This is a genomic window from Thermotoga sp. SG1 (assembly GCF_002865985.1).
In the GTDB taxonomy this organism is placed as follows: domain Bacteria; phylum Thermotogota; class Thermotogae; order Thermotogales; family Thermotogaceae; genus Thermotoga.
Map to the genome: position 1 here is coordinate 1 of NZ_LNDD01000001.1, position 26,546 is coordinate 26,546.

Sequence of the window (26,546 nt, forward strand, 5' to 3'; positions counted from 1 at the left end):
TTGATGAGATAGCGGTGAAGGGGGAAGAGATCACAAAGAGGTTCAAAGAGATCCTTGGGAGGATAGAAGAGATCAACAGCATGATAGAGAACACGGCGGCAACAGCTCAGGAGCAGGGAGCTGCGGCGGAAGAGATGGCGAGTGCCATGGACAACGTCACAAAGGTTGTGGAGAAAGTTGTGGAAAGTCTCTCAAGAATGGAGTCCCTCATCGAAAACCAGACCAGCTCCTCTGCAAAAGTCAGTGAGGCAGCAGAGAGACTTTCTGAACTTTCCGAGAATCTTTCCTCGCTCGTTCAAAAGTTCAGGGTGTGAGGTGGACACTGTGAAAAAGAGGTTCAAATACAAAACACTGGATGAGATGCGATGGGAAGCGATCTCCCTTGGTATTGATATTCCCTTTTCTGATGATTTCGATGTTTTCAAACAGCCTGTTGATCTTGGTTCAAAGACAATCCCGAACAGGTTCGTCGATCAGCCCATGGAAGGAAACGACGCCCAGATCGATGGAACGCCCGGTCCTCTCACTCTGAGACGCTACAGAAGGCTCGCCGAAGGTGGAGCAGGTATCATTTGGGTTGAAGCCATCGCCATCTCCAAAGAAGTGAGAGGAAACGATAAGCAACTGATGCTGATAGATGAAACAGTCGATGCTTTCAGAAGTTTTGTGGCCGAAATCAAAGATGTCTCTTTAAAAGTGAACGGTTTTGAACCCTACGTTGTAGCACAGCTCACTCATCCCGGAAGGTTTGGAAAGAACAAGAAGATCCTCTTTCATGACAAATTCCTGGACGAAAAGTACGGTATAACGAAAGACTTCCCGATTATGTCCGATGAAGAGTTGGAAAATCTGAAACAAGAATATCTGAAGGCGGCAAAACTTGCGGAGAAAGCAGGATTTGACGCTGTGGATATAAAGGCATGCCACAGATACCTTCTTTCTGAACTTCTGGCGGCTCACACGAGAGAAGGAAAATACGGTGGTTCTTACGAAAACAGAACAAAACTTTTGAAAGATATCATCAAATTGATAAAAGAGGGAACCAAGATAGACATAACGGTGAGACTGAACCTTTCCGATTTCATACCTTATCCGTATGGATGGGGTTCAAATGAGGAAGGATCACTCAATTTCACCGAACCGAAAAGACTTCTCAGAGAACTGGAAGATCTCGAAGCGAAAATCATCAACGTCACCGCATCCACACCATATCTGAAACCCCATATAAACAGACCTTACGATGAAATAGGAAAGTACAACCCTCCCGAACATCCCATCGTTGGGGTCGCACGCCTTTTGAATCTAGCGAAACTGGCAAAGGAAACCCTCACGAAAACCCTCGTAGTTGCCAGCGGATTCACCTGGTTTAGACAGCTTGCACCTTATGTTGCGGCCGGTGTCTTGAAAAACTACTGGTGCGATTTCGTAGGATTCGGAAGGATGACCTTCGCATACCCAGACTATCCGAAGGATATCCTTCTCAAAGGAAGTCTCGATCCAAAGAGAGTCTGCATCACCTGTAACAAATGTGCAGAGTTGAAAGCCGCAGGAGAAAGCTGTGGATGTGTGATCAGAGACAGTGAGGTTTACCTTCCCATATACAAAAAGATGGAGGAGAGCCAGAAAAAATGAGAAAATCCACCGTGAAGTTGAACGGCCACACCGTCAGAGTTTTCTCGCTCAACACAGTTGTGGTGGGATCTGGCGCTGCCGGCTTGAACGCAGCAGATAGGGTGTTTTCACTCGGGCAAAAAGACGTGGCTCTTGTGACCGAAAACCTCAAATGGGGAACTTCCAGAAACACCGGCTCTGACAAGCAAACTTATTACAAACTCACACTTGCAGGAGACACACCGGATTCCGTTTACGATCTTGCAGAAACACTCTTCAACGGTGGAAGTATGGATGGAGACATCGCCCTCGTCGAGGCTGCCCTTTCCACACGTGCCTTCTTCAGACTTGTAGAGATCGGAGTGCCCTTTCCACATTCAAGATACGGAGAGTACGTGGGATACAAAACAGATCACGACCCTAAGCAGCGAGCAACTTCTGCTGGTCCTTTGACTTCCTATTACATGTGTGAGAGACTCCTTGAAGAGGTCAGAAGAAAAGGCATCAGAATCTTTGAAGGATACCAGGTGATAGGTGTTCTAACAGATAAAAACAAAGAAAAAGTAATCGGCTTGATCGCCCTCGATCTGAAAAACATCAACGATCCGGAGAAGAGGTACGTTCTTTTCAACACCAGAAACGTGATTTACGCCACGGGTGGACCCGCCGGGATGTTCTACTTCCATTCGGTCTATCCCCCCGTTCATTTCGGTGCCACAGGTGCTGCCTTGGAAGCGGGTGTCTGGGGAAAGAATCTCACGGAGTGGCAGTTCGGGATTGCCTCCAGAAAGTTCAGATGGAATCTCTCTGGTACGTACCAGCAGGTTATCCCAAGGTACGTTTCCACGGATGAGAACGGAAACGATGAAAAGGAGTTCCTTGAAGAATACTTCCCCGACCCTTCAACGATGCTCACAGCTATCTTTCTGAAAGGTTATCAATGGCCGTTCGACGTAAGAAAAGTGAAAAACTACGGCTCCTCACTGATAGACATCCTCGTCTTTTACGAAACGGTGATCAAAGGAAGAAGAGTGTGGCTCGATTTCACAAGAAATCCGAGCTGGGGAAGCAAGAACGGTGAACTGGATTTTTCTCTCCTTGGAAAAGAGGCTTACGAGTATCTGAAAAACTCGGGAGCACTATTTGGACGCCCCATAGACAGACTCGAAAAAATGAACAGACCGGCCATAGAGATCTATCTACAACATGGAATAGATCTGAGAAAGGATTATCTGGAAATCGGAGTGTGCGCCCAGCACAACAACGGAGGCCTTCATGGAAACATCTGGTGGGAAAGTAACTTGAAACACTTTTTCCCGGTGGGAGAGGTAAACGGAACCCACGGTGTTTACAGACCGGGCGGAAGCGCTCTAAATTCTGGACAGGTGGGCGGAATAAGGGCCGCCCAGTACGTGGTGGAAAACTATTCTGGTGATCCATTGAAAGAGGAAGAATTCTTGGAAGAAGCAAGGGAACAAATTCTCAAAAAGATCGAACTGGGTGAACGCTTTGCAAAAAGGATCATCGGAAGGTCGAACATATCGTTCATCCTCAAAGGAACAAGCGATCGTTCTATGAAAAGCATGGGGATTGTAAGGTCTCTCGAAGAAGCAAGAAGGGGAAAGAACGAGGCACTGGAGGATCTCAACACTCTGGTCGACAGGATAGAAATTTCTTCGATAAAACAGCTTCCTTTCGCTTTCAGGTTACACGACATCCTTCTCACCCAGTACGTGTACATCTCTGCCGTTGAAAACTACATAGAGTCCGGTGGAAGAAGCAGAGGATCTTATATCGTCTACGATCCGAATGGAGAACTACCGGTTCCAAACCTGCCAGAGATGTTCAGATACAGTCTGGCGGATGAATCCTTCAACAGAAAGATTCAAAGAGTCGAATACAAAGATGGCAAGTGCGAGTTCTTCTGGGATCCAGTGAAGGAAATTCCAAGAGAAGATACCTGGTTCGAGACGGTGTGGAACAGCTTCATGAGACGAGAGATTTTCAGGTAAGGAGGAAAAAAGTATGAAAGAAGTATCCGTTGTGCTTGTGGGTATTGGAGGATACGGAAACAAATACGTTGAACACATTCTAAAAGAAGGAAGAGAAAGAGGAGTGCAGATAGCAGGGGCGGTCGATCCATCTCCTCAAAATTGCAGATTTTACGAGGAACTTAGATCTTTGAATGTTCCCATATATGATTCCCTTGAGGAATTCTACTCACACCACACAGTGGATCTTGCCATCGTATCTTCTCCCATACACTATCATTGTGAACAGACATGCCTTGCCGTCAAAAATGGCAGTCATGTACTCTGTGAAAAACCGGCCGCAGCAACGGTAAAAGAAGTCAAAAGAATGATCGAGTGTAGAGACAGATATAAAAAAATCGTTGCGATAGGCTACCAGTGGTCCTACAATCCGGCGGTTCTCAGATTGAAGAAAGACATACTCTCAGGAAGATTCGGAAGGCCTGTTCTATTCAAAACGATCGTTCTATGGCCCAGAGACACCGCTTACTACAGGAGAAATTCCTGGGCTGGAAAGATGAAAGTGAACGGCCGATGGGTTCTGGACAGTGTGGCAGGAAACGCGACAGCCCACTTCCTTCACAACATGTTCTTCCTGCTGGGTGAGAAAATGGAGGGCAGTGCTTACCCAGACAGCATCGTGGCAGAACTTTACAGGGCAAACGATATAGAGAGTTTCGATACGTGCGCTTTGAAGATGATGGTGAAAGATACACCGGTTTTCTTTTTTGCAACCCATGCGGTGAAGGAACGCATAGGACCGGTCTTTGAGTACAGATTCGAAAAGGCACGCGTTCTTTGCAACTATCCAGAGTATCCAGAAAGCGCAGAAAACCTTCTGGTGGTTTACAACGACGGAAAAAAGGAGGTCTACGGACCCACAGATCATGGAAGTATGAGAAAGCTCTGGATCGCGGTGGAGGTTGCTAGGGGGAAAGAGGAATTCATCTGCACTCTCGAGTCGGCCATGGCTCACACGATCGCTATAAACGGAGCTCACATTTCCATGAAAGGGATACAGGATTTTCCAGACGAAATGAAGAGAGTTGAGGGCAACCCGCCTCTGATCTGGGTAGAAGGATTGAAAGAAGCGATGGAAAAGGCGTACAAAAATGAGAAGATCTTCTCAGAACTTGGTCTTCCCTGGGCAAAACGTGGAGAAGAAGTGAGACTTGGGAACTTCGAGGGTCTTGAAGGAGAGATAACATGCTGAAGATATGTATCGTAGGTTCCTCCGGTCACTTTGGCTACGTCCTGAAAGGCCTGGACGAGAGATGTAAAATCATAGGAATCTCCCCCGGAACGCCAGAGGAAGACATGTCGAAACTGGAAAAAACTCTGCTCGAGATGAACATCACCCCGAAAAGGTACGAAGATTGGAGAAGAATGTTAGATGAGGAAAAACCAGACATCCTTGTCATAAACACGATCTTCTCTCTGAACGGAAAGATTCTGCTCGAGGCTCTTGAAAGAGGTATTCATTCCTTCGTAGAAAAACCCATAGCCACAACCTTTGAGGATCTTGAAAGAATCAAAGATACATACCGGAAAGTGAAAGGCAGAGTCTTTTTTGCTGCCATGTTCGGTATTAGATACAGATCTCACTTTCTTACCGCTAAGAGGTTAGTCGATGAAGGTGCAATCGGTGAGATAAGGCTTGTGAACACGCAGAAATCCTATAAACTGGGCAAAAGACCGGATTTTTACAAAAAAAGAGAAACCTTCGGTGGTACGATTCCCTGGGTTGGGATACACGCGATCGATTGGATACACTGGATCGTTGGAAAAAGGTTCCTTTCCGTCTATGCCACCCATTCACGCCGCCATAACCTGGACCACGGGGAATTGGAAACCACCGCACTCTGTCACTTCACTTTGGAAGAAGAGATTTTTGCCTCACTCACTATAGATTATCTCAGACCCCAGGGGGCTCCCACCCATGACGATGATAGAATGAGAATAGTGGGAACCGATGGAATTGTCGAAGTTATCCACGAAAGGGTTTTCCTGACCGATGACAAAGGCCACAGAGAAGTTCCCCTGGTGGAAGAAGGACAGATCTTCAGGGATTTCCTGAAAGAAATACGTGGTCAGGGAAAGTGCATGGTGACACCAGAGGATTCAATTCTCACCACGGAAGTTGCTCTGAAAGCAAGACTTTCAGCGGACACGGGGCGGATCGTTCAGATCTAAAGGAGGAAAATATATGCTCTACACGACATTCACTGCCATTATTCCTTCCTTTCTAATCATCCTCATCGGCTACACGGTGGGGAAGGTTTTTTCTAGAGAGGTCATGGGACTTGCTTCAAAGGTTGCAATCTGGGTGATGGTGCCAACGGTGACGTTCACTTTCATAAACGAGTACACTCCCAGCCTTTCAATCCTTGGAGAATTTGGTCTTGGAGTGGCCATAATTTTTGTTGTCTTCTATCTCTACTCCAGACTCTTTAAAGAGAAAAAAGAGGTGATTCACATCACCGCCGTGACAGCAAACGTAGGATATCTGGGATATCCCATCCTTCTTTCGCTGTGGGGGGAAGAAGCGCTCTCCCTGGGAGTGGTCTACGCCACTTTAAACATCATCATGTTTTCTGCCGTTCTTCCCATGTTTCTGGGAGAAAAAGTAAATGTCAAAAATCTTTTTAAACTTCCTTACATATACGCCTTGCTTGCTGGATTTCTCACAGGAAAGATGGGATGGAGTTATAGAGAACTTCCAGAGTGGATTGTAGATACCGTGCTCATGCTGAAACAATCTGCCATACCGTATCTTCTTCTCTATGTGGGAATGTCTGTTTCCAGATTGAAACTGGGCAGACATCTCTCAAGGGTAGGAGGAATCATTGTTGTGAACAAACTCTTTCTTGCACCACTTCTTGCACTGATCTTTGCGATGGTCTACGGACTCGAGGGACTCACCGCCAAGGTGTTCGTTCTGGAAACGGCCATGCCCGCTGCCGTGAACGCAGTTGTTCTCACCTCCGCTCTGGGTGGTGACAGCGAAACGGTGGGCTACGGTGTTACCCTCACCACCTTCTTTGCTATATTCACCCTTCCCATCTGGGCAGTTTTGCTCGAAAAGATCTTCGGTTGATCTTCCCGAAAAATTTTCCCCACATTGTGAAATACGTAACATGTAGAGTTTAAAATGGAACCGGGAGGTGATGTGATGATCACAACCACCATATTCCCGGGTAGGTACGTTCAGGGAGCAGGGGCGATTGATGTTCTGGAAGAAGAACTTTTCCGCTTTGGAGAGAGGGCGTTTGTGGTGATCGACGGTTTTGTAGACAAGAACGTGCTGGGAGAAGATTTCTTCGGTTCTTTCACAAGGGTCAGGGTAAACAAACAGATCTTCGGTGGAGAGTGTTCAGACGAAGAGATAGAAAGACTTTCAGGTCTCGCAAAAGAGGAAACAGACGTGGTGGTGGGCATAGGTGGCGGAAAAACTCTCGATACAGCCAAAGCGGTCGCCTATGAGTTGAAAAGACCCGTTGTGATAGTTCCAACCATTGCCTCTACGGATGCTCCATGCAGCGCTCTTTCCGTGATTTACACACCGAGTGGTGAGTTCAAAAGATACTTGTTCTTGCCAAAAAATCCAGATGTCGTTCTTGTCGACACCAAGATCATAGCGAAAGCCCCTGCAAAATTTCTTGTTGCCGGAATGGGAGATGCCCTTGCCACGTGGTTTGAGGCAGAATCGTGCAAACAAAAGCACGCACCGAACATGACAGGAAGGATCGGTTCAATGACCGCTTACGCACTGGCAAGGCTCTGCTACGAAACACTCCTCGAGTACGGCATGCTCGCAAAGAGATCTGTGGAGGAAAAGTCTGTCACACCGGCTCTTGAAAGGATCGTCGAGGCAAACACACTGTTGAGCGGTCTGGGGTTCGAAAGTGGAGGGCTGGCAGCTGCCCACGCCATACACAACGGCCTCACCGTTCTGGAAGAAACTCACAAGTATCTACACGGAGAGAAGGTTGCAATAGGGGTCCTCGCCTCGCTGTTTTTGACAGACAAACCCAGAGAGATGATCGAGGAAGTCTACTCCTTCTGTGAGGAAGTGGGACTGCCCACAACCCTGGCAGAGATAGGGCTCGGTGATGTTTCAGACGAGGATCTGATGAAAGTGGCAGAAAAGGCCTGCGACAAGAACGAAACGATACACAACGAACCCCGTCCTGTGACACCAGAAGACGTGTTCTTTGCTCTGAAAGCAGCGGACAGATACGGAAAAATGAGGAAAAACCTCACTTGACTTTTCTTCTTTTTTTCGTCTTGTTGTTGTTTGCCGCAAGAATCAGACGCCTTCTCAGAAGGTTGAGAGAGTCCGTGTACTCGTCTGCGAACCTGTCCATGGAGTTTATCTCCAGAATGACGATCCCGCTAAAACCAGACTCTCTTATTGTCTTGAAGACTCTATTGTAGGGGATGTCCCCTTCCCCGATGGGGAGGTGGAGATCCCCTATTCCGTACACGAATCTGAATGCTTCAACATCGGGTATTTGCTGGTACGTTTGAGAAGACTCACCGAAATTGTCACTGACGTGGAGTTCCACAGCGTAGGGCAGGCCCTTTTTCAACTCCTCGTAGAAGTTAAGGCCTCGATAGCTTGTGAGTATGAACAAGTGCCCAATGTCTACGGTGAGTTTCACGTTCGGATGGTTCACCTGCTTCACCAGTTCCAGAACTTCGGAAACAGAATGCTGGACGTTCTCCACACCGATGACAATGCCTTTTTCTTTTGCCAAGTCCGCCAGTTCCCGAAGGGCCAGGATCTCCGCTCGATGCTGTATTCTCTCTGGGACGTCGATTGAATGATCCACTTCGTTGTAATGATAGACGATGACTTCAGCGTTTATCTCTCCGGCAAACTCTATAACCGCTTCCATCACTTTGTAATGCCAGGGATTTGTCTTCCTCTTGAGGTTTATAACGTCCGGTGCGTGCACCGTGTACCTGAAGTTGTAATTGGAGAGTATCTCTTTTACCCTCTCAAGCCTTTTCTTTATGATGCGCCCTCTTGCTATCACGTCAAGCCCGGCAGCGGGAATCTCCGCATAGTCAAATCCAATACTTTTGAAGAACTCCAGTTCACTCACCAGTCTCTTTATCGATCCGTTCACCCTTCTTGTATCAACGTTTGTTCCAATACCTTTTATCATCTTCTACACCTTCTTCTCTATAAGATCGTCTCCTCCGTTTCCGGGTTGAAAAGATGAATCTTTTCTAGGTGCGGAACAAGAAACACCTTTTCTCCAACAGATGGAATCCGCTCTGGATTTCCGAACACCTTTATGAGTTCTCCTCTGTCGGTCTGAACGTTTACTATTATATCTCTCCCAAGGGGCTCGACCACGTAAACTGTACCGGGAATTGCGTTTTCTTGCTTAGTATAAATCACTTCACAGTGTTCCGGTCTTATACCAACGACCACCTCTTTCAGGTTCACTTTCAACTCTTTTGGAATCTTCAAAACCACATCGTCTCTTTTCAGAATTGTCTGGCCTTTTTCCACTTCCACAGAAAAACCCTTCAGGAAATTCGTCGGGGGATTACCTATGAACGAGGCAACGAACATGTTCTTCGGGTTTTCGTATATCTCATCCGGTGTTCCGTACTGAACGAGTTTTCCCTGGTTGAAGACCGCAATTCTCGATGCCATCGTCATCGCCTCTGCCTGGTCATGTGTGACATATACAGATGTGATTCCTAGTTCCTGCTGAAGATGCTTAATTTCTGCCCTCATGAGCATTCTCAGGTTCGCATCGAGATTCGAGAGAGGCTCATCAAAAAGGAGCACCTTCGGTTGCTTCACCAATGCCCTTGCGAGTGCTACCCTCTGCTGCTGGCCACCGGAGAGTTGAGAAGGTTTTCTTTCGAGAAGGTTGTCTATGAGGAGTTTTTGAGCGATTTCAACGACTCTTTTTTCTATCTCTTCTTTTGGCATCTTTCTTGCCCTCAGGGGAAAGGCGATGTTCTCAAAAACTGTCATGTGAGGATAGAGCGCATAGTTCTGGAAAACCATTCCCACTTCTCTGTATTTCGGTGGAACGTCGTTGACCAAAACATCGTCGAAGTATATCTCACCCGACGTGGGTTTGTAGATGCCAGCAAGCGTCAGAAGAGTGGTGGTTTTGCCACAGCCAGACGGACCGAGCAACGCAACGAACTCTCCATCCTTCACCTCGAAACTCACACCGTCAACCGCTTTCACTTTCCCGAAATATTTCTTCAAATTCACAACCCTGATGCTGGGCATTATCCCTTCACTCCCCCGATGGTTAGTTTTATCATGTGTTTGCTGACGAAGAAAAAGAAGATGATCGTTGGTATCATGTAGAACAATCCCACGGCGGTTACAAGACCGTAGTCTGCGAATCTGTAGTCTCCGATGAATCCCTTCACGTACTTTGAGAGCGTCCACAGGTTCTGCGAGAAGATGAAGGTGTTCACAAAAACAAATTCAGACCATCCGGAAAGGAAGGCAAAAATGGCAGTTACAGCGATCCCTGGCTTTACAAGTGGAAGAAGAATCTTTCTCCACACCTCGAATCTGCTGTAGCCATCAACAAGCCCTGCCCACTCGAGTTCCCAGGGGATACCATCGTAAAACCCCTTCATTATCCAGGTGCCCCACGGCACTTCCAGAGAGACTTTGAGGAGTATCACTCCCCAGAGGGTATCCAGCAGCCTAAGCGTCCAAAGAAGATAAAACACAGCCGTCATGAGAGATATTGCCGGAAAAGCATGAAGTGCGAGAATGAACTTCATCATAGAGGATCTTCCCGGAAAGTCGTACCTGGAAAGGGCGTATCCACCAAGACTTGTGATCGACACCTCTACTCCCATCACACCGAGTGCCAGCAAAGCGGTGTTCAGCGTAGTGTGCCAGATGTTCGGATATCCCTTGATCTCCTGCCAGAGGAATCTCCAGTTTTTCAGGGTGAGTTTTGTAGGAACAAAGCCGTTTACAAGATCTTCACTGAAAGATCTCAGAATGAGCCACACGTATCCCACCAGAATCGGTGAGGTTATGAGAAAAAGGACAAGGATTATCACAAAATTTCTGATTTTTTCCGAATTTTTTTGCCAGAACGAGAGTTTCATCATTCCACCTCGACCTTCGGTTTTTCCATAAGAGATTCAAAACCGAAAAACTTCATGTAAACGAGAGCGGAAACCACACCTATGATAACAAGGATGACCGAAAGGGCTGCACCGTATCCAAATCTGAAATGTGAAAAGGCGTTGTGGTATGTGTAGAGCGCCCACACCTCCGTTCTGTAAACAGGTCCACCGTCCGTGATGATGAGTATGTATTCGAAGGATGCGAGAAGGGAAAGTGTCTGGTATGCTGTCACGAAGAGAAGATGCCATTTTATCAGAGGAAGTGTGATTCTCCTCACCACCATGAACCAGCTTGCCCCATCGATGCAAGCTGCTCTGTAGTAATCCTCTGGTATGGATTTTATCGCCGCTGTGAAAACGAGCATTCCCATCGAAGCACCTATGAAACCGTTGGCAAAGATCACCATCCACATGGGAGCGCTGTGAAGCCAGTCCTGGGGAGGGAGACCGAAGAATCCCCGAAGAAAGTTCACAAGCCCGTATTCTGTAGGATCGAACATCCAGAGCCAGAGAAGTCCATAGACAACAGATGGTGTGAGTCTGGGAAGCATCCAGAGAGTTCTGAAAAAGTTACCCCACCTATCGCTGATCGATGTGGTGAGAAGTGATATGAGTAGGGCCGTTCCAAGATTGAAAAGTCCCAGTGTACCAAAAGTGTATATGAAGGTGTTCGCAATCACACGTGGAATGATGAAATCCGTGGAGATATCCTTGAAATTCTGAAACCCCACAAAATTCCATACGAACGAATAGTCCATATCTGTGAACGCGATCACTATGGTGAGAACAACAGGAATCACAAAGAAGATGACTACAAGAACAAGAAGAGGAGAGAGCAAAAGCAGCGGTTTCAATCTCTTCACCCCGTTCACCTCGCAAAAAGAGTGAGGGAAAGCTCCCTCACTCCACGATCACAACCCGGTCTTTCAGCTGAGACTTCAACCTCTTTGCTACGTCCTCCGCTACTTTCTCTGGATCCATTCCACTTTCGGCCATTTGCATACCTTCGAAGATGATCTGGTTGTAGAGATTGAACATGTCATCGTTTGGAATGAAACCAGAGTACGGCAAAAGCTTTGTTCCTTCCACCATGATGAATTCTTTCGTATATTCAGGAAGCACTGTCTGCTGCCATCTGATTGGCAGGTGCCCACTCTCAACAGCGTGTCTCATGTTGAGTTCCGGTGCAGAAGCCAAGGTTATGAGCAAGAATGCTATGTCCGGATATTTACTCGTGCTTGGGATCATGTAAACGATTGGATGGGACAGGGTGTTCGGTCTTCCTCTGTCTCTGAACTTCGGAACGGGAGCAAGGATGAACATATTCTGAAGTTCTTCTTCTGTTTTTCCATAATCTTTCTTCCATTCAGCCCAGTTCCACGTTCCACCCATCCACGCAAAGACTTTTCCGCTCGTGAAGTCTTTGTGGACGGAGGTCCACGGTGTTCCTATCATGTTTTTTGGAAGGATCTTGTAGGTGTTCGCAAGGTCGTAGAGGAGCTTGAAGTAGTCTTTCATCTCTTCCACGTTGTAAACGAACACAGCCTTTTCCTCATCGTAGAAGTCGATACCCATGCTGATCATGAGCTGGTAGTAATCGATACCTGCTTTCGGCCTGTGGTAAAGTCCCCATTCCACAAGACCCTTTTCAACGGCTTCTCTTGCCACTTCAATGAAGTCTTCAAAGGTGAACTCTCCTTTGGCAATCCTGTCCGGCAAAGAATTGATCTCTTCATCCGACCAGCCGAGCCTCTTCAGAACTTGCTTGTTGATGTAGAAGGGCCTTGCTTCTGTGTCCTGTGGTATTCCGTAGATCTTTCCCTTGTACTTTGTTGCCTCCCAAAGTGATGGGATGAAGTCGTAGTACACTTCGTCCCAGTACTTCTTCACGTAGTCGTCTAGAGGAATGATATAACCTGCTTTCGCCCAGGCTCCTATGTCGTCGTGTCCCGAACAGATGATGTCCACCGTCTGGCCAGATTTGATTCCAAAGACGACTTTTTGTTTAAAAGAACTCCAGTCTGTGGTGTCAAAATAACCGTCGACTTTGATCGTGAGATCGACGCCAAGATCTTTCAAAATCTTGTTCAACCTTTCTGCGGCTGTTTTCAGATTGTCGAACCTGTAGTAAGACGGATTGTCGGGTCCCACGGTCCACGCGGTGATGATGATCTCCTCTGCAAACATCAAAAGACTCACAGCCAAGATGATCAAAAGTAAAAGTTTCCTCATGCTTTCACCCCCCCCGTTTTATTAATTTTATCACTATTTTTTTAATTTTCGTTAAAAAACATCAAATTTCTTTCCTGTAGGCCCGCAGAATCAGATAGAGCGCCACGATCAGATATCCAAACTGAACGAAAACTCTGCCCCATTCCATTTTTGTGGAGTATCCAAAAAGAACCGCCAGAATGGATCCCAAGAGTCCCTTGTGATGCCACACATTGTCTTCGGTAATTCCTAGATTGTAAGCCTCTTTCTGGAAAAAGCCAAGATCAACTCCTTCCTCTTCTGCCCACTCAATGAATTCGTGCGTTCCATAACCAGCAAGTCCGGCAGCAACAAAAATCAACAGAATGGAACTGTAATAGAAGAACTTTCTCAGGTTGATCTTTAATCCCACAACGTAGGAAATAAAAGCGATTGCCATCGCGTTTATCAAACCTAGAACCACACCAAAAACAGTTCCTGCAAGATCCTGTGTCATGAAGGGTGTAACAAATAACACCGTTTCAAAACCTTCTCTGAAGACAACAATAAAAGCAAATCCTATCAATGCCCATCTACTGATAGCCTTGCTAACTTTTTTCTCTATCTCTGACTTGATGTTTCTCCCTTTCGTAACCATCCAGTAGATCATACTTGTGAGTACCACCACCGCAATGTAAGAAGCCACACCTTCGAAAAGCTCTTTTTCTTCAATACCTCCGTAGAACCAGACAACGATTGCTCCAAGAACAATGCTTGCGAAAATGGAGAAAAATGTTCCCAGCCAGACGTCCTTTGCTTGAGATCCTCTACCGGTTCTTTTCAAATAGGCAAGGATCACCGCAATGATAACACTGGCTTCCAGAGCCTCTCTGAGTGTTACCAGGAAGGCACCGGGATGCATGGCTTTCTACCTCCTTCTCCGAATTTTGCAGGGATGGATGACGCGATAATTAGTTTATCATTATTCTCAATATTAATCAATACTGCCCATTCAATGTCATCTTAAGTTAACAATCAGTTCTTTCAGCACCCTGAGAGCAATTTTTGCTGCTCTTTCCATCCCTTCTGGGAGAGGAAGACACTCAACGGAGACGTATCCATCGTAGCCGAGTTCTTTCAGAGTCCTGAAAGTACTCAAAAAGTCAAAATGTCCGCATCCCGGTGCCCATCGGTTGCTGTCTGCCACATGGAAGTGGTACAGTTTCTTTCCCGCCACTTTCAGACTCTCTGAAACGTTTACCTCTTCTATGTTCATGTGGAAGGTGTCTGCGAGGATTCCCACCCTGTCGGAGTTGATTTTTTCAATCACCCTCAGTGCCTCTTCAACGGTGTTTATGAAATCCGTCTCGTACCTGTTGAGAGGCTCTATGACGAATCTCACCTTCTGCGTATTCTTCAGTAGAGAGTCCATGCTCTCAAGAAAGATCTTCTCTACCTCTCGATACGACCTTCCATCTCTTTTTCCACGAACAAGGCCGATGATAACAAAAGCTTCAAATAACTCTGCAACCTCCGCGTGCTTCTTGACCCTCTCAATCGACTTTTTTCTGACTTTATCATCTGGATGCGTCAGAGAAAGCCCGTCGGCGAGGAAGGCCTGACCGGTTCCTATGGCACAGATAGGAAGCTCCAGATCTTTTGAGAGCCTGGCCACTTCGCCCCAGTCCACAACGGATGGATCTCTGACAGCGATCTCCACTGCCTGATAGCCAATCTTTTTTGCAAGTTCCATTCCTTTTTTCAGGTCTCCTTTGAAAGCCAGTGCGTCGAAGGCTGCATCAGAGGTGCTGATCACCAAAGAGAGTTTCAACATCATCCCTCCTCAAAGGTCCTGGATGTCTCATCTTAACAGAAGTAACCCTTGCCGCAAATCGTGTGGCCTCATCCACACTCATTCCCTTGAAGAGAAAAGCAACGAGAAACGCGGCAGTACACGTGTCACCTCTTCCTGTTCGCCCTTCCATAGTCCATCCTTCAAAAGGTGCTTCATGGAACTCTCCATCGAACACAAGAACACCGGCGGAGTGAGTTGCGAGTACAATCTTGGCACCGAAAGAGCCAATGATTCTACACGCATCTTTTAGATCCTTTGTTCCTGTCAGAACCGATGCTTCTTTGATATCGACCTTGAAGAGATCAAAAAATCTCAGGTACTCTTTTTTTCTCCAGTCTCTGTAGACGAGTTTTTCGTTTTCTGGAACTCTGACGAAACCCTGTGCGTCTCCGGACAGAAAATCCACTTTTTTGCGCAGTTTTGTTATGAGTTTTTCTGGAAACTCACCGTACCACAGGGGATTCACGTGGCAAACCTTTCCTTCAACGTGTAGAAGATCCTCCTCTGTGAACGGATCGGCTGTTGAAATCAGGAAACTTTCCCTCTCATCCGGACCGGCTTTGTATCTATTCTCTATACTGGTTGTCCTGGTACTTTCCAGAAAGACCACTTCAACACCATTTTCACGCAAAAATTCAAAGTGTACGACATCTTCCCTTGCACACTTTGTAACTACCTTCGCTTTCACCCCAAGAAGTGCTGCGGTGATGGAACCAGCCACCACTCCTCCACCGTACGCTATTTCCTTTTTTCCACGTGTCACGTTAATGTCCTTCGACACGTGCCCCATGAAGGTTATCATGTAATCACCTCTTCCAGTCTCACGGCCCTTTTTTCTTCCAGAGATCTCTTTGCGGCGTATCCCAGCAGAAGAGCCATTTTTCCGTCCTCGCCATTCACGGCCGGTGGTTCGTTCTCTGCCACATTTTTAACGAACGTTTTCAACTCTTCCAGATACGACTCTCTGTACCTTTCCAGGAAGAAATAAAGATACTTCGAACCGTGGTCACCCTGTTCATCTGTGAGCACGGTGGTGTCTTCTCTGACGTTGTCGACGATGATCTTTCCCTTTGTTCCAAAGACTTCCAGCCTCTGATCGTAGCCATAGGCGGCCTTTCTGGAGTTGTCTATCACACCAAGAGCACCGCTTCTAAAACGCAGAACAACCACGGCCGTGTCCACGTCCCCCGCTTTTCCTATCTCCCCATCCACAAGCACAGAACCACTTGCGTAGACCTCTTCCACTTCTTCACCCATTATGTAACGTGCCATATCGAAGTCGTGTATGGTCATGTCGAGGAATATTCCCCCTGAAACTTTCACGTACTCTATCGGAGGTGGCTCGGGATCCCGACTCGTTATCTTCAAAACATGGGGTGTTCCTATCTTTCCTTCCTCTACTGCTTCTTTTACCCTTTTGAAATTCTTGTCGAATCTTCTGTTGAATCCAACAAAGAGGATCCTTCCAGCCTCTTTCATTGCCTCTATCATCCTGTCCACTTCCGCCAGATCCAGAGAGAGGGGTTTTTCGCAGAACACGTGTTTTCGTGCTCTGGCACATTCGAGAACAAGTGGTGCGTGCGTGTTGGTACTGGAACAGATCATCACCGCTTCCACTTCTGGATCATGTATAAGGTCTTCCGGGCTGGCAAAGACCTTTTTCACCTTCAGTTTCTCGGCCACTTCCTTTGCCCTTTCAAGCCTTATATCGGACACCGCCACCAGTTCAACGTCTTCTAAGAGTTTTGCGTTTTCGGCATGTATCGTTCCTATGCGACCCAAACCAATTATTCCAATTTTCACGGTCTCATCCCCACAGGTTCCCAGCCGTGTACAGATTCCTCCAGCCTTCCGTAAGGGGCTCTTTCGTAAGAGCATCGAGTTCTTCCTTTGGCCTCTGAGACAGCATCTCTGAAGGTGGCAGTTTCCCTGGCGGGAACCTTTCCATGATGTCCCTCACGAGTTTTTCCAGATAATCGAGAAGGGCTTCAACTCCTTCTCTGGCCTTTTCTTCAGATGCGAGAGTTGCCTTTCCCACAACCCCCTCAGGATACGCCACGACCTCTATGGGACCTCCTCCCACGTGTCCGTACCACGCAATGGGTCTGTGGAGGAGATTTCCTGCCTTGTCTATGTGTCCTTCCGGTAGGAACCCTTTCGGCTCCGTGTCGACTGCCCATTCCTGGTGCATGAGTTCCGGAAAGAGTGCAAGGCTCCAGGACGTCTCCACTTCGTCTGCGTGGATGAACGGTGTTTCATAGGGGCCTCCTTCTTCCTTCGTCTTGAACTTGTCCTGTATGGCGTGATACCAGTTGAGGTTGATGATGATGGCAGGAACCTGGAAAATCTTTGCGAACTTGTGGATGGCCACAGGAATCACGAACTCCTGGCCGTGACCATTCAGAAGAATCTGCTTTCTGAAACCGGTGTTCCAGAATCCTGCTATGACGCTCACAAGATAGTCTATGAACGCCTCATCTTTCACAGGAACCGTTCCTGGCATTCCTATGTGGTGATATGGATGGTATCCATACCAGATGGGCTCTGCGACTGTGCAGCCTGTTTTCAATGCGACCTGTTCGGCCATTCTCGTGACGAGGAAGGTATCTTCTCCTGTTGGTGCATTCGGTCCGTGGTTTTCCGTGCTTCCCACAGGAATTATTATGAGGTCGCATTCTTTCAGTCTTTCCTTTATCTGCTTCATCGTCATCGTCTGGTAATAGACACCCGTTGGCCTTTCCATGTGACCTCCTTCAGGTGGAATTTGCCACTTACCCATAGTTCTCACCTCACTCGTTCACCATGGTAACCTTCACAAGGGACTTGTCGGTTTGGAGCCTCTTTATGTACTCAGGCACTTCCTCCAAGGAGATTGTTTTGGTGATGATCTTCGTCATATCCATCCCAGATGCCATGAGACTGATCACTCTTGGGAAGGTTCCATGACCTGAGTGTCCCTGAGAACCCACGATCTGCGCTCTTCTGACCTGAAACACCTCCCCGGTGAGGGGTATCTTCGCGTCTGCCCTTGCCACGATCACCACGGTGGCGTTTATACCGCGGGCTCTCCAGATTACCTCTTCTATCTGTGGCCAGACGATCTGAGGAACACCTGTTGCTTCGAGGAAAAGCTTTGCCCCAAGGCCATTAGTGTAGTCAAGCACTGCCTCTGCGAAGTTCTCCTTTGTGGGATCTATCACGTGATCTGCCCCCAGCTCTCTGGCAAGGTTTCTTCTTGTTTCGGAAGGCTCCGACAGGATCACTTTCGCTGCTCCCGCATGTTTCAAAATTGCAACGGCCGCAAGTCCTATGGGGCCTCCTCCAAGTATCACCACGTTGTCCCCCGGCCTGATTCCTCCTCCCCTCACAATCACCGCGTTGTAAGCAACGGAGGTGGGTTCCACAAGGCTTCCCGCAAGGAAGAGTCTGTCTCCGTATCTGTCCTCCAGTTCTCTGAGGCTCCAGGCGTATTTGGCATCGACCTTCACGTACTCTGCAAAAGCTCCATCGACGTTGAATCCCAGTTCGTTCAGGTTTTCGCAGTGGTTCGGAAAACCTTCCACACAGGGCCTGCAGTGGCCACACCAGAGCATTTCCTCCACACAGACTGGCTCTCCGATCTCGAATCTTTTGTTCGTTCTTCTGTTGATGGCTTCTGGTCCTGCCTCCACCACAACACCGGAAAACTCGTGTCCCAAAGTGACGGGAAAGCCGGTAAGACCTGGGTAAAGAATGTAGCCTTCTTCATCGGTCTGGGCCATATGCACGTCACTGCCACAGATCCCACAAGCTTTCACTTTGATGATGATCTCCGTGGGCTTTTCGATCTTTGGCTCTGAAACTTCTTCCACCTTCACCTCCGGATATCTCCACACTTTACTTCCAAGCCAGGTGAGTTTTCCTTCAACATCTTTGGGTCCCAGTTTGAAACCAGGCCTTGGGTCCCACTTTGCATGAAGTCTCACGGCCTTCATAGAACCACCCCCTTCATTTCAATCCCAGAGCGTTTTCGATCACATACAGAGCTCCTCCGATCGCAACACCGTATTCTTCTATCTCCCCTCTTTTGATAACAACGTCTTCCAAGATGTCTTTTGGAACTATTTGCTCTACGATCGATTTCACAATAGGTGTTATCTTATCGAACTGATGAAACCCTATTCCTCCCTTTATGATCACCACATCTGGATCTAGTATCACCATGGCGTTTGCTATCGCAACTCCAAGGTGCTCAAGGCTCTTTCTCAATTCCTCTGGACTTCGGTCGAACACAGTCTCAACGGTTTTCCCAAACTTTTTCTTCAGAGAATAACCGGAGAACCACTCTTCAAGATGGCCAAAACCTTTCTCTGGTACCACTGTTTTGTCCATTGTCCAATCTGTTATCATGTGGCCGAACTCTCCTGCTTTTCCTCGCGCTCCTCTGAAGATTTTTCCCTCGTAGACAATACCAGAGCCAATACCCCAGCCTATGGATATGAGAAAAACACATTTAAAACCCTTCCCCGCCCCCACTCTGGTCTCTGCGAAAGCATCGAGATTTGCGTTGTTTTCAATGAAAACAGGATAACCGGTAGAATTTTCTAGTTCCTTTTTCAAATCCCAATTTGTGATACCGAACGCAGGTATGCGCTTTATCAGCTGGTTTTCATCGACCGTTCCCGGTATTCCTATTCCGATTCCCAGAATTTTGTCGTACTTGAGAAGCGGATCCATGACCCTTTTAATTTCTTCAAGGAGTTTTTCTTTGTTCAGGTTGGAAGGAAGAACAACGTGTTCCTTTTTCAGGATGTTACCTGCTAGATCTGTGAGAACCGCATCAATCTTCGTTCCTCCAATATCCATTCCCACAACGTATCTACTCTCAGAAACAAAAGAAAGCAAAATCGGTCTTCTACCACCTTTTGAAGAGCTTTCTTTTTTACCTATTTCTTTCACGAAGCCCAGATCTATCAACTTGCTCACGACCTGAGATACCACGGGTTTGCTGATGTTCAAAATCTTGCTTATTTCCACTCTCGATATTTGCCCTCTGTCTTTGATTGTCTGAAGAATCCTTCTTTCGACCTCACCCAGCATCGAAATCCCCCAGTAGGTTTGTTTTCATTTACTAACCAACCATATTATAATCAATTTGTCAACACAAGGAAAAATAAGAAAAGAGAAAGAAACAAACGTTTCCTCTCATTAAAAGGAAATAACTGTCTGAAAGGGCCGCTTTTCAAAGAAGATCATTGTTATTCACGAATACTTCGTCTTCTTCGAAGACTTTCAGTCCGTTTTTCTCCAGCAGAAAGGCTGTAACACCTTTTCCTGGAACAAGCCTTCCAGAAAAAGATCCATCGTACACGAGGTTCTTCCCGCAGGAGGGACTCTTTGACTTCAAGATGGCAAGATCCACGTTTAAAAGGCGGGCGATCTGGAGGGCGATCTCTGCTCCCTTGAGAAAATTTTCAGTCTTGTTGTTTCCAAATTCGTCGACAACACGCTCGTTTCCTGTCCAGCCGTGTCCCCCGAGTATTTCACATCGAGGACGTGGTGTGGGAAGACCACCCAGTTGTTCTGGACATACTGGTATCAAGATATGGTCCTTGAGAAGTTCCAGAATCCTTCTGTTCGCCTTAGAACGAGCGTCGTATCTGGTAGGAAGACCAAGAAGGCATGCACTGACCAGTATCCTCATTCTCCGCCTACACTTACGAACTCTTTCTTCAACACCCAGATTTTGTTTGGCAGGTAATTCATAGGATTTGTAGCTTTTTGATTTACCCTGACCTCAAAATGAAGATGGGGACCTGTACTCAGGCCCGTGTTTCCAACTCGCCCTATGATCTGACCTTTCTTCACAAATTGTCCTTCATAAACGTCTATCTGAGAAAGATGTCCGTACACGTGTTCGTACGAGGAAGACTTTATCTTTATCATGAGACCGTATCCTCCGTTCTCTCCGGCAAATTCAACTATTCCGCTCTCTGCAGCAAATATGGGAGTTCCTTCGGGTGCAGCTATATCAATCCCCGAATGGTATGAGTACTTTCCAGTTATAGGATGTATCCTCCAGCCAAATCCAGAAGAGATGGCACCGTAAACAGGCCATATGAAAAATTTCTCATCGTTGAATGCCTTTCCTATGATGCTCTCAGGGATGAAGAGTTTCTGACCTGCGTAGATGATGTCTGATACCAAGTTATTTGCTTTTTTTATCAAAGAAGCCACGGTGAAAAACCTCTTTGCAATTATGTCGAGGGTGTCACCTTTTTTCACTGTGTACAGATAACCGGGAGGTTGAGGTATCACGATCTCCTGCCCTACTCTGAGACTTGCGGGAGTGATACCAGGATTCCAGTCAAGAATGAGAGAGGGAGAAACACCGAAATTCAAAGAGATACTGTACAGAGTGTCATTTTTCTGAACTCTATAGTGTATCAAAAAATAAGACGAAAACCCACAGACAGCAAGTGATGCAATGAGAAGAAAAAGAATGACTCTCCTTTTCATTCTCCCCATCCTTTCACACGAGCTCTATCAACTTCTCTGGAATTTTGTACGCTGGAAGAACGTAATCTGCGTATCCCTCCTCTATCACCGACTTTGGCATACCAAAAACAACGCACGTTTCTTCGGACTCTGCTATCACCTTTCCACCGTAGAATTTGACTTTGAAAGCACCCTTGGTTCCATCCTTTCCCATTCCTGTGAGAATAACTGCTATAGTTTTGGATTTGTAGATCTCCGCTGCCTTGTCGAGTGTGAAATCAGCAGCAGGCCTTACGTTGTTTATTTTATCAGATCTGTCGAGGTAAAAAGAAACCTTACCGTTTTGTACTTTCAACCCAAGGTGGTAGTCACCAGGAGCGATGTAAACGTAACCTGGTTTTGGCTCTTCACCTTCTTCTGCTTCCTTTACGGAAAGTTCAGAAGAACTGTCAAGCCTCATAGCAAGCGATTTTGTAAATCCAGGTGGCATGTGCTGAACAACAACGATTGGAGCAGGAAAATTCTTTGGAAGGTTCGGAATGATCATATCCAGAGATCTGGGTCCTCCTGTTGAGGAACCGATGACGACTATCTTTCCGCCCACAGCGGGTTTGTTTATAGTAAGACGTGAAACCTTCGGTCTGAAAAGGAGCGTACGTGGATCCACGTTCATAGCTTGCCTGATCTTCTCCAAGAGTTCCGGTGCAACCTGTCTGAAGGTCATTGAAACTGAACCATGAGGTTTGGTGATGAAATCAACTGCACCGTTTCTGAGGGCTTCTATCGTAATGGCTGCACCCTCTTCGGTGAGACTGCTCACCATTATGACACGGGTTGGTGCCTTTCTCATTATGAGTTTCAGGGCTTCTATACCGTTCAGGTTTGGCATCTCAACGTCCATGGTGATCACATCTGGTTTCAACTCGATGGCCTTCTCAACTGCTTCAAGCCCGTCTTTGGCAAAGCCCACCACCTTCATGTCGGGCTGAGAGTCTATGATATCCTTCAAAACCATCCTCATGAAGGCGGAATCATCTACCACCAGAACTCTTATCGTTTTTTCCGACATTCCTATACCTCCTCGCAACAGCAGAGAACAATGGGAAGAATATCAGAACTCCAGAGACAAATAACTTCACAAAGGATGGAGACCACGAAAAAAGAGCCCTTCCCAGTATCAGAATTCCCACGACCACGGAGAACAAAGAGTACCAGAGAACGACACCGGCCGCTATATCCTTCACCAGTTTCACAGATTCACTGTAGTCCTCGAAGAACAGATCGAGAAACTTCTCGATAACCGTGTTCAGAAGTTCTGCACCTATGACCGAAAAGATAGCAAAATACACCCACAGCAGGTCTTTCTCACTCAAGGGCAAAAAAAGAGAAAAAACAGCCACAGCGATTCCTATGAGGAAATGTATCTTGAGATTCCTCTCAAGTTTTAAGGCACTCTCTATACCTTCGAAGGCATTTCTGAAGGACTTCAGGATATTATTCGAATCCCGCCGCAAGTCTCTTCCACACCCTCTCTGTCTTTATCTTGAACTGCTTGTCGAACATGTTGTAGCCCATCTCCAGGGCTTTCAAATTCATCTCCCAAAGGGGTCTCTTCACATAGTCTTTCAAAGATCTTTTCAGAGATTCCAGTTTCACTATGTTGCAAACCTTCGCAAGGACTCCCACCATTATCATGTTGGAAACCAGAGGGGTTTTGAAATTCGATATGGCTTTCTCTGTTGCAGGAACAAACAGTATCTTTCGGGTGATTCGCTTCACAAAATCGGGAACGTTCTTCACCAACGTTTGATCCAGAATCAGTACCCCGTTCACCTTGAGCGAGCGATGAAGTTCGTCCATCGCCTTCTGGTGCATCACGCACAGAACATCGAAGTACTCGGCCTCCGGGTAATCTATGGGATTGTCGTCGAACAGCACGTCACAGTAACTCACGTCACCTCTCACCTGAGCGGTGTAGGACTGCGTCTGAACAACCCACTTTCCTTCATAAACGAGGGCCTTTGAGAGAATCAAACCAGCGAGGATGTTTCCCTGCCCACTGATTCCCGCTATTCTGATAGAAACAGGCTCTGTCATTCCATCGCACCCTCTCGCCTCGTCAATCGCTTGTAAACGGTTAGAAAATCCTCTTTCTCTTCATCCCTGAAGATTCCTATTCTTATTTTACCTTCCTCAGATCGCTCAAGGAAGCAGGTATTGTTCTTGAAATATTCCATCATCTGATAAGGCTCTGGCATGCCGTTGTACCTTCCAAAGTAAGTATGACAATTCGTCAAAACATCGACCACAGATATTCCTCTATGTCTGAGAGCTTTCTTCAGTATCTCCACGAGATGATCGTAATGGTACACGGTGCTTCTTGCAACAAAAGTGGCCCCAGCTGAAAGGGCCAACTCAACCACATCGAGCGGTTCCACAAACGATCCCATTGGTGTAGTAGAGGTCTGATGATAGATAGGAGTAGTGGAGGAAACCTGTCCTCCTGTCATACCGTAGATCATGTTGTTGAAGACGATGACGGTTATGTCTATGTTCCTTCTGCAAGCATGGATGAAATGGTTTCCCCCTATAGACAGTAAATCCCCGTCTCCTCCCATGACCACCACTTCAAAATCTGGTTTTGCCAGTTTCACCCCGGTTGCGAACGCGATTGCTCTTCCGTGGAGGGTGTGCAATGTATTGAAATCGAGATACCCTGTTGCCCTGGAAGAACATCCGATCCCTGAGACGACAGCAACTTTTTCTTTTGGAAGAGAAAGAGCGTCGACCGCTTCGAGGAACGCTCTCAGAACGATTCCGTTTCCACAACCCGGACACCAGACACTGGGCCATCTGCCGGGTCTCAGATAGGAAACGAGCCTTCTGGTTTTCACCTCTGATCACCTTCGAAGCGAACACTTTCCACACCCGTGAATTTGAAGAAGAAATCCGTCAGAGGGTCCGGGTAGTCTTTTTCATAGACTACACGCTTTATTCCAGCATTCACAAGAAGCCTTGCACAGATGGAACAAGGCTTGTGCGTCACATAGATGGTGGCACCGTTTACAGCAATTCCAAACTTTGCAGCCTGCATGAGGGCGTTTTGCTCTGCGTGGAGTGCGTAGCATATCTCCTGATGTTCTCCGGAATTTATTCCAAGATCATCACGAATACATCCCACTTCGTTGCAGTGAGGGAATTTCGAGGGAGGTTGATTGTATCCAGTGGCGAGGATTCGATGGTCTTTCACGATCACAGCTCCCACTTTTCTGTGGAAGCACGTGGATCTTTCGCTGACCATCCTGGCGATTCTCATGAAGTAAGAGTCCCAGGATTCTCTATCGTCGGGCTTTTTCTCTACTTTCAGGTTGTTCAGGTACTCTTCCAGTCTGCCCACACGCTCACCCTTATGAGATTGTATCACAGTAAAAGCGAGGGCTTTACATGCCCCCGCTCTCTGTAGTATAATTTCAGTCCCGGACGTCATACGAGGAGGGCGGGAAAAAAGGGGAGGAGGTGTCTCCTCCCGAGAGCAAATCTACCCTATGGCCTCCCGTCCTCTCTCCCCCGTTCTGATTCTGATACAGTCCAGAAGGTCCAGAACGAAAATCTTCCCGTCTCCTATGTTTCCCGTTCTTGCCCCCTTTTGAATCGCTTCAATGGTTGGTTCAACAAAATCTTCGTTGACCGCTATGAGAAGCATCACTTTCTTGAGAAGGTTCACTTCTTCTATTTCACCTCTGTATGTCTCTGTGTAGCCTTTCTGCTGCCCACATCCAAGAACGTTCATCACGGTCATCTTGTGAACCTGAGCGTCGAAGAGTGCCTTTTTCACGTCCGGTAACCTGTGAGGCTGTACAACGGCCATGATCAGTTTCATGCTGTCACCTCCTTCATCTTGTGGTGAAGATTTCAAAGTCGGCGTACCCTTCCATACCGTGTTCGTCTATGTCCAGCCCCTTCAGTTCTGTGTCTCTGTCCACCCTCAAACCGATGGTCTTTTTGATGAACCAGAACACGAGGAAACTGGTCACAATCGTCCAGGCGAACACACTGATAACTCCCAGAAACTGTACTCCAAGTTGGTGTACTCCTCCACCGAAGAAGAGACCCTTCACATCCCCCATTCCACTTGCGAGAGCATACTTACTCTCCGCAAAAAGCCCCACGGCGAGCGTTCCCCAGGCACCGTTGACACCGTGAACAGATATGGCACCAACGGGATCATCGATCTTCAAAATCTTGTCAAAGAATTCAACTGCAAAGACAACTACCACACCACCGATCGCTCCTATGATCAGTGAACTCACGGGAGACACCACAGCACACGGTGCGGTGATGGCAACAAGACCAGCCAGGGCACCGTTCATCGTCATACTCGCATCTGGTTTGCCATACCTCATCCACACGGTGATCATCGCAGTGAGTGCCCCGGCGGCAGCGGCGAGGTTGGTGTTCAGTATGATCATTCCTATTGCACCGTTTGTTCCGGCAAGGGTGCTTCCTCCGTTGAACCCGAACCATCCAAACCAAAGGATGAAGGTTCCGAGTGCCGCAAGGGGAATGTTGTGGCCAGGAATGGGCCTGGGATTTCCCTGACTGTCGTACTTTCCAAACCTGGGACCAAGAAGGGCAGCACCTATCATGGCAGCCCAGCCACCAACAGAGTGAACAACGGTGGAACCCGCAAAATCGATGAAGCCTCTCTGGGCGAGCCATCCACCACCCCATGTCCACCTTCCAACGACCGAGTAGATGATACCCGTTATGAAACCCGTGTAGGCAAGGTATGCGGAAAATTTGGTGCGCTCCGCCATCGCCCCCGACACGATCGTTGCTGCCGTTCCAGCAAAGGCCATTTGAAACATCCACATGGCAAATTCCCACAAGCCCTCTTTCGTGGAAGGATCGAAAGTGAGAGGATGTGTGCCGAACATGACCCAGTAGCCGAACAAGAAGTAGATCACAGATCCGATCGAAAAATCCATGAGGTTCTTCATGACGATGTTCACTGTGTTCTTTGCACGAGTGAAACCTGACTCCACCATGGCGAAACCTGCCTGCATGAAGAAGACCAGTGCTGCAGAAACAAGAAGCCAGACCATATCCAGGGACCATTCAACATCCACGCTGCTGCTCTGAGCGAAACCGAGGGAGAGCAGAACAAAGGCGAGCATCAAAAAGAGTAACTTCCTCCGCATGAGAACACCTCCTCCTAATAGTGTTGATTTATATATTAATGT

The 26,546-nt window shown here is 47.3% G+C and carries 27 protein-coding genes and 1 pseudogene; 7 read left to right on the forward strand and 21 right to left on the reverse strand.

What is annotated here, in order from left to right; all coding sequences use genetic code 11:
- From AS006_RS00005 to AS006_RS00035, 7 genes and pseudogenes are all read left to right on the forward strand, one after another.
- Positions 1-314, forward strand: a pseudogene (locus AS006_RS00005) (methyl-accepting chemotaxis protein); the annotation flags it as partial.
- Between the two features lie 10 nt (positions 315-324).
- Positions 325-1,632: an NADH:flavin oxidoreductase gene (locus tag AS006_RS00010; protein ID WP_101512347.1), complete on the forward strand. Its 1,308-nt coding sequence runs from the start codon at positions 325-327 to the stop codon at positions 1,630-1,632.
- Positions 1,629-3,623 carry an FAD-binding protein gene (locus AS006_RS00015; RefSeq protein WP_101512348.1) on the forward strand — a complete coding sequence of 665 codons (1,995 nt, stop codon included), beginning with the start codon at positions 1,629-1,631 and terminating at the stop codon, positions 3,621-3,623. The genes AS006_RS00010 and AS006_RS00015 overlap by 4 nt, the downstream gene beginning before the upstream one ends.
- A 13-nt stretch (positions 3,624-3,636) precedes the next feature.
- Positions 3,637-4,854 (forward strand): Gfo/Idh/MocA family protein, encoded by a 1,218-nt coding sequence (locus AS006_RS00020; RefSeq protein ID WP_101512349.1) that lies wholly within the window; start codon positions 3,637-3,639, stop codon positions 4,852-4,854.
- Positions 4,848-5,834 (forward strand): Gfo/Idh/MocA family protein, encoded by a 987-nt coding sequence (locus AS006_RS00025; protein WP_101512350.1) that lies wholly within the window; start codon positions 4,848-4,850, stop codon positions 5,832-5,834. The genes AS006_RS00020 and AS006_RS00025 overlap by 7 nt, the downstream gene beginning before the upstream one ends.
- Positions 5,835-5,847: 13 nt before the next feature.
- The gene (locus tag AS006_RS00030) at positions 5,848-6,738 is read left to right on the forward strand and encodes an AEC family transporter (RefSeq protein WP_101512351.1); all 891 of its coding nucleotides are present in this window, start codon (positions 5,848-5,850) and stop codon (positions 6,736-6,738) included.
- Between the two features lie 75 nt (positions 6,739-6,813).
- Positions 6,814-7,908, forward strand: coding sequence for a glycerol dehydrogenase (locus AS006_RS00035; RefSeq protein ID WP_101512352.1), 1,095 nt, complete (start codon positions 6,814-6,816; stop codon positions 7,906-7,908).
- Here AS006_RS00035 and AS006_RS00040 read toward each other — a convergent pair.
- From AS006_RS00040 to AS006_RS00140, 21 genes are all read right to left on the reverse strand, one after another.
- Positions 7,901-8,815: a TIM barrel protein gene (locus AS006_RS00040; protein ID WP_101512353.1), complete on the reverse strand. Its 915-nt coding sequence runs from the start codon at positions 8,813-8,815 to the stop codon at positions 7,901-7,903. The two genes, AS006_RS00035 and AS006_RS00040, sit on opposite strands and share 8 nt — an antisense overlap.
- Positions 8,816-8,832: 17 nt before the next feature.
- Complete coding sequence (locus tag AS006_RS00045) at positions 8,833-9,912, reverse strand: ABC transporter ATP-binding protein (RefSeq protein ID WP_101512354.1); 1,080 nt, start codon at positions 9,910-9,912, stop codon at positions 8,833-8,835.
- On the reverse strand, positions 9,912-10,760 hold the full coding sequence (locus AS006_RS00050; protein WP_233185559.1) for a carbohydrate ABC transporter permease: 849 nt from the start codon (positions 10,758-10,760) through the stop codon (positions 9,912-9,914). The genes AS006_RS00045 and AS006_RS00050 overlap by 1 nt, the downstream gene beginning before the upstream one ends.
- A complete protein-coding gene (locus tag AS006_RS00055) occupies positions 10,760-11,644 on the reverse strand; it encodes a carbohydrate ABC transporter permease (protein ID WP_101512356.1) in 885 nt (294 codons plus the stop codon). The genes AS006_RS00050 and AS006_RS00055 overlap by 1 nt, the downstream gene beginning before the upstream one ends.
- 37 nt (positions 11,645-11,681) lie before the next feature.
- Positions 11,682-13,013: an ABC transporter substrate-binding protein gene (locus tag AS006_RS00060; protein WP_101512357.1), complete on the reverse strand. Its 1,332-nt coding sequence runs from the start codon at positions 13,011-13,013 to the stop codon at positions 11,682-11,684.
- 61 nt (positions 13,014-13,074) lie between these two features.
- The gene (locus AS006_RS00065; protein WP_101512358.1) at positions 13,075-13,893 is read right to left on the reverse strand and encodes an FTR1 family protein; all 819 of its coding nucleotides are present in this window, start codon (positions 13,891-13,893) and stop codon (positions 13,075-13,077) included.
- A 96-nt stretch (positions 13,894-13,989) separates the two neighbouring features.
- Positions 13,990-14,802 carry a 5-keto-L-gluconate epimerase gene (gene iolO, locus AS006_RS00070; protein WP_101512359.1) on the reverse strand — a complete coding sequence of 271 codons (813 nt, stop codon included), beginning with the start codon at positions 14,800-14,802 and terminating at the stop codon, positions 13,990-13,992.
- Positions 14,771-15,628 carry a PfkB family carbohydrate kinase gene (locus tag AS006_RS00075; RefSeq protein WP_101512360.1) on the reverse strand — a complete coding sequence of 286 codons (858 nt, stop codon included), beginning with the start codon at positions 15,626-15,628 and terminating at the stop codon, positions 14,771-14,773. The genes iolO and AS006_RS00075 overlap by 32 nt, the downstream gene beginning before the upstream one ends.
- Entirely contained in the window at positions 15,625-16,629 is a 1,005-nt protein-coding gene (gene iolG, locus AS006_RS00080; protein ID WP_101512361.1) for an inositol 2-dehydrogenase, read from the reverse strand. Before iolG ends, AS006_RS00075 begins: the two co-directional genes overlap by 4 nt.
- Before the next feature lie 4 nt (positions 16,630-16,633).
- Positions 16,634-17,605: a 3-dehydro-scyllo-inosose hydrolase gene (iolN, locus tag AS006_RS00085; protein ID WP_199167226.1), complete on the reverse strand. Its 972-nt coding sequence runs from the start codon at positions 17,603-17,605 to the stop codon at positions 16,634-16,636.
- 10 nt (positions 17,606-17,615) lie between these two features.
- Positions 17,616-18,800 carry a scyllo-inosose 3-dehydrogenase gene (gene iolM / locus AS006_RS00090; protein WP_101512362.1) on the reverse strand — a complete coding sequence of 395 codons (1,185 nt, stop codon included), beginning with the start codon at positions 18,798-18,800 and terminating at the stop codon, positions 17,616-17,618.
- A 13-nt stretch (positions 18,801-18,813) separates the two neighbouring features.
- Entirely contained in the window at positions 18,814-19,905 is a 1,092-nt protein-coding gene (locus AS006_RS00095) for an ROK family transcriptional regulator (protein WP_101512363.1), read from the reverse strand.
- A 142-nt stretch (positions 19,906-20,047) separates the two neighbouring features.
- On the reverse strand, positions 20,048-20,509 hold the full coding sequence (locus tag AS006_RS00100; protein ID WP_101512364.1) for a DUF523 domain-containing protein: 462 nt from the start codon (positions 20,507-20,509) through the stop codon (positions 20,048-20,050).
- Positions 20,506-21,333, reverse strand: coding sequence for a peptidoglycan DD-metalloendopeptidase family protein (locus tag AS006_RS00105; RefSeq protein WP_199167228.1), 828 nt, complete (start codon positions 21,331-21,333; stop codon positions 20,506-20,508). Before AS006_RS00105 ends, AS006_RS00100 begins: the two co-directional genes overlap by 4 nt.
- Positions 21,334-21,337: 4 nt before the next feature.
- The gene (locus AS006_RS00110) at positions 21,338-22,372 is read right to left on the reverse strand and encodes a chemotaxis response regulator protein-glutamate methylesterase (RefSeq protein WP_101512366.1); all 1,035 of its coding nucleotides are present in this window, start codon (positions 22,370-22,372) and stop codon (positions 21,338-21,340) included.
- Positions 22,335-22,817, reverse strand: coding sequence for a diacylglycerol kinase family protein (locus AS006_RS00115; RefSeq protein ID WP_101512367.1), 483 nt, complete (start codon positions 22,815-22,817; stop codon positions 22,335-22,337). The genes AS006_RS00110 and AS006_RS00115 overlap by 38 nt, the downstream gene beginning before the upstream one ends.
- Positions 22,798-23,400, reverse strand: coding sequence for a 2-oxoacid:acceptor oxidoreductase family protein (locus tag AS006_RS00120; RefSeq protein ID WP_101512368.1), 603 nt, complete (start codon positions 23,398-23,400; stop codon positions 22,798-22,800). Before AS006_RS00120 ends, AS006_RS00115 begins: the two co-directional genes overlap by 20 nt.
- The gene (locus AS006_RS00125; RefSeq protein WP_101512369.1) at positions 23,397-24,197 is read right to left on the reverse strand and encodes a 2-oxoacid:ferredoxin oxidoreductase subunit beta; all 801 of its coding nucleotides are present in this window, start codon (positions 24,195-24,197) and stop codon (positions 23,397-23,399) included. Before AS006_RS00125 ends, AS006_RS00120 begins: the two co-directional genes overlap by 4 nt.
- Positions 24,194-24,790: a cytidine/deoxycytidylate deaminase family protein gene (locus tag AS006_RS00130; RefSeq protein ID WP_233185560.1), complete on the reverse strand. Its 597-nt coding sequence runs from the start codon at positions 24,788-24,790 to the stop codon at positions 24,194-24,196. Before AS006_RS00130 ends, AS006_RS00125 begins: the two co-directional genes overlap by 4 nt.
- Before the next feature lie 51 nt (positions 24,791-24,841).
- Complete coding sequence (locus tag AS006_RS00135; protein ID WP_101512371.1) at positions 24,842-25,183, reverse strand: P-II family nitrogen regulator; 342 nt, start codon at positions 25,181-25,183, stop codon at positions 24,842-24,844.
- A 13-nt stretch (positions 25,184-25,196) separates the two neighbouring features.
- A complete protein-coding gene (locus AS006_RS00140; protein ID WP_101512372.1) occupies positions 25,197-26,504 on the reverse strand; it encodes an ammonium transporter in 1,308 nt (435 codons plus the stop codon).
- Positions 26,505-26,546 lie beyond the last annotated feature (42 nt).

Excerpts from the sequence above, each read along its gene's own strand:
- AS006_RS00035 (WP_101512352.1), top strand. The coding sequence starts at position 6,814 with ATGATCACAACCACCATATTCCCGGGTAGGTACGTTCAGGGAGCAGGG.
- AS006_RS00135 (WP_101512371.1), bottom strand. The coding sequence starts at position 25,183 with ATGAAACTGATCATGGCCGTTGTACAGCCTCACAGGTTACCGGACGTG.
- iolN (WP_199167226.1), bottom strand. The coding sequence starts at position 17,605 with ATGGGTAAGTGGCAAATTCCACCTGAAGGAGGTCACATGGAAAGGCCA.
- AS006_RS00100 (WP_101512364.1), bottom strand. The coding sequence starts at position 20,509 with ATGAGGATACTGGTCAGTGCATGCCTTCTTGGTCTTCCTACCAGATAC.
- AS006_RS00095 (WP_101512363.1), bottom strand. The coding sequence starts at position 19,905 with ATGCTGGGTGAGGTCGAAAGAAGGATTCTTCAGACAATCAAAGACAGA.
- AS006_RS00110 (WP_101512366.1), bottom strand. The coding sequence starts at position 22,372 with ATGTCGGAAAAAACGATAAGAGTTCTGGTGGTAGATGATTCCGCCTTC.
- AS006_RS00120 (WP_101512368.1), bottom strand. The coding sequence starts at position 23,400 with ATGACAGAGCCTGTTTCTATCAGAATAGCGGGAATCAGTGGGCAGGGA.
- AS006_RS00050 (WP_233185559.1), bottom strand. The coding sequence starts at position 10,760 with ATGAAACTCTCGTTCTGGCAAAAAAATTCGGAAAAAATCAGAAATTTT.
- iolM (WP_101512362.1), bottom strand. The coding sequence starts at position 18,800 with ATGAAGGCCGTGAGACTTCATGCAAAGTGGGACCCAAGGCCTGGTTTC.
- AS006_RS00020 (WP_101512349.1), top strand. The coding sequence starts at position 3,637 with ATGAAAGAAGTATCCGTTGTGCTTGTGGGTATTGGAGGATACGGAAAC.
- AS006_RS00045 (WP_101512354.1), bottom strand. The coding sequence starts at position 9,912 with ATGCCCAGCATCAGGGTTGTGAATTTGAAGAAATATTTCGGGAAAGTG.
- AS006_RS00140 (WP_101512372.1), bottom strand. The coding sequence starts at position 26,504 with ATGCGGAGGAAGTTACTCTTTTTGATGCTCGCCTTTGTTCTGCTCTCC.
- AS006_RS00015 (WP_101512348.1), top strand. The coding sequence starts at position 1,629 with ATGAGAAAATCCACCGTGAAGTTGAACGGCCACACCGTCAGAGTTTTC.
- AS006_RS00040 (WP_101512353.1), bottom strand. The coding sequence starts at position 8,815 with ATGATAAAAGGTATTGGAACAAACGTTGATACAAGAAGGGTGAACGGA.
- AS006_RS00030 (WP_101512351.1), top strand. The coding sequence starts at position 5,848 with ATGCTCTACACGACATTCACTGCCATTATTCCTTCCTTTCTAATCATC.
- AS006_RS00025 (WP_101512350.1), top strand. The coding sequence starts at position 4,848 with ATGCTGAAGATATGTATCGTAGGTTCCTCCGGTCACTTTGGCTACGTC.
- AS006_RS00105 (WP_199167228.1), bottom strand. The coding sequence starts at position 21,333 with ATGGGGAGAATGAAAAGGAGAGTCATTCTTTTTCTTCTCATTGCATCA.
- AS006_RS00130 (WP_233185560.1), bottom strand. The coding sequence starts at position 24,790 with ATGACGTCCGGGACTGAAATTATACTACAGAGAGCGGGGGCATGTAAA.
- AS006_RS00075 (WP_101512360.1), bottom strand. The coding sequence starts at position 15,628 with ATGATAACCTTCATGGGGCACGTGTCGAAGGACATTAACGTGACACGT.
- AS006_RS00065 (WP_101512358.1), bottom strand. The coding sequence starts at position 13,893 with ATGCATCCCGGTGCCTTCCTGGTAACACTCAGAGAGGCTCTGGAAGCC.
- AS006_RS00060 (WP_101512357.1), bottom strand. The coding sequence starts at position 13,013 with ATGAGGAAACTTTTACTTTTGATCATCTTGGCTGTGAGTCTTTTGATG.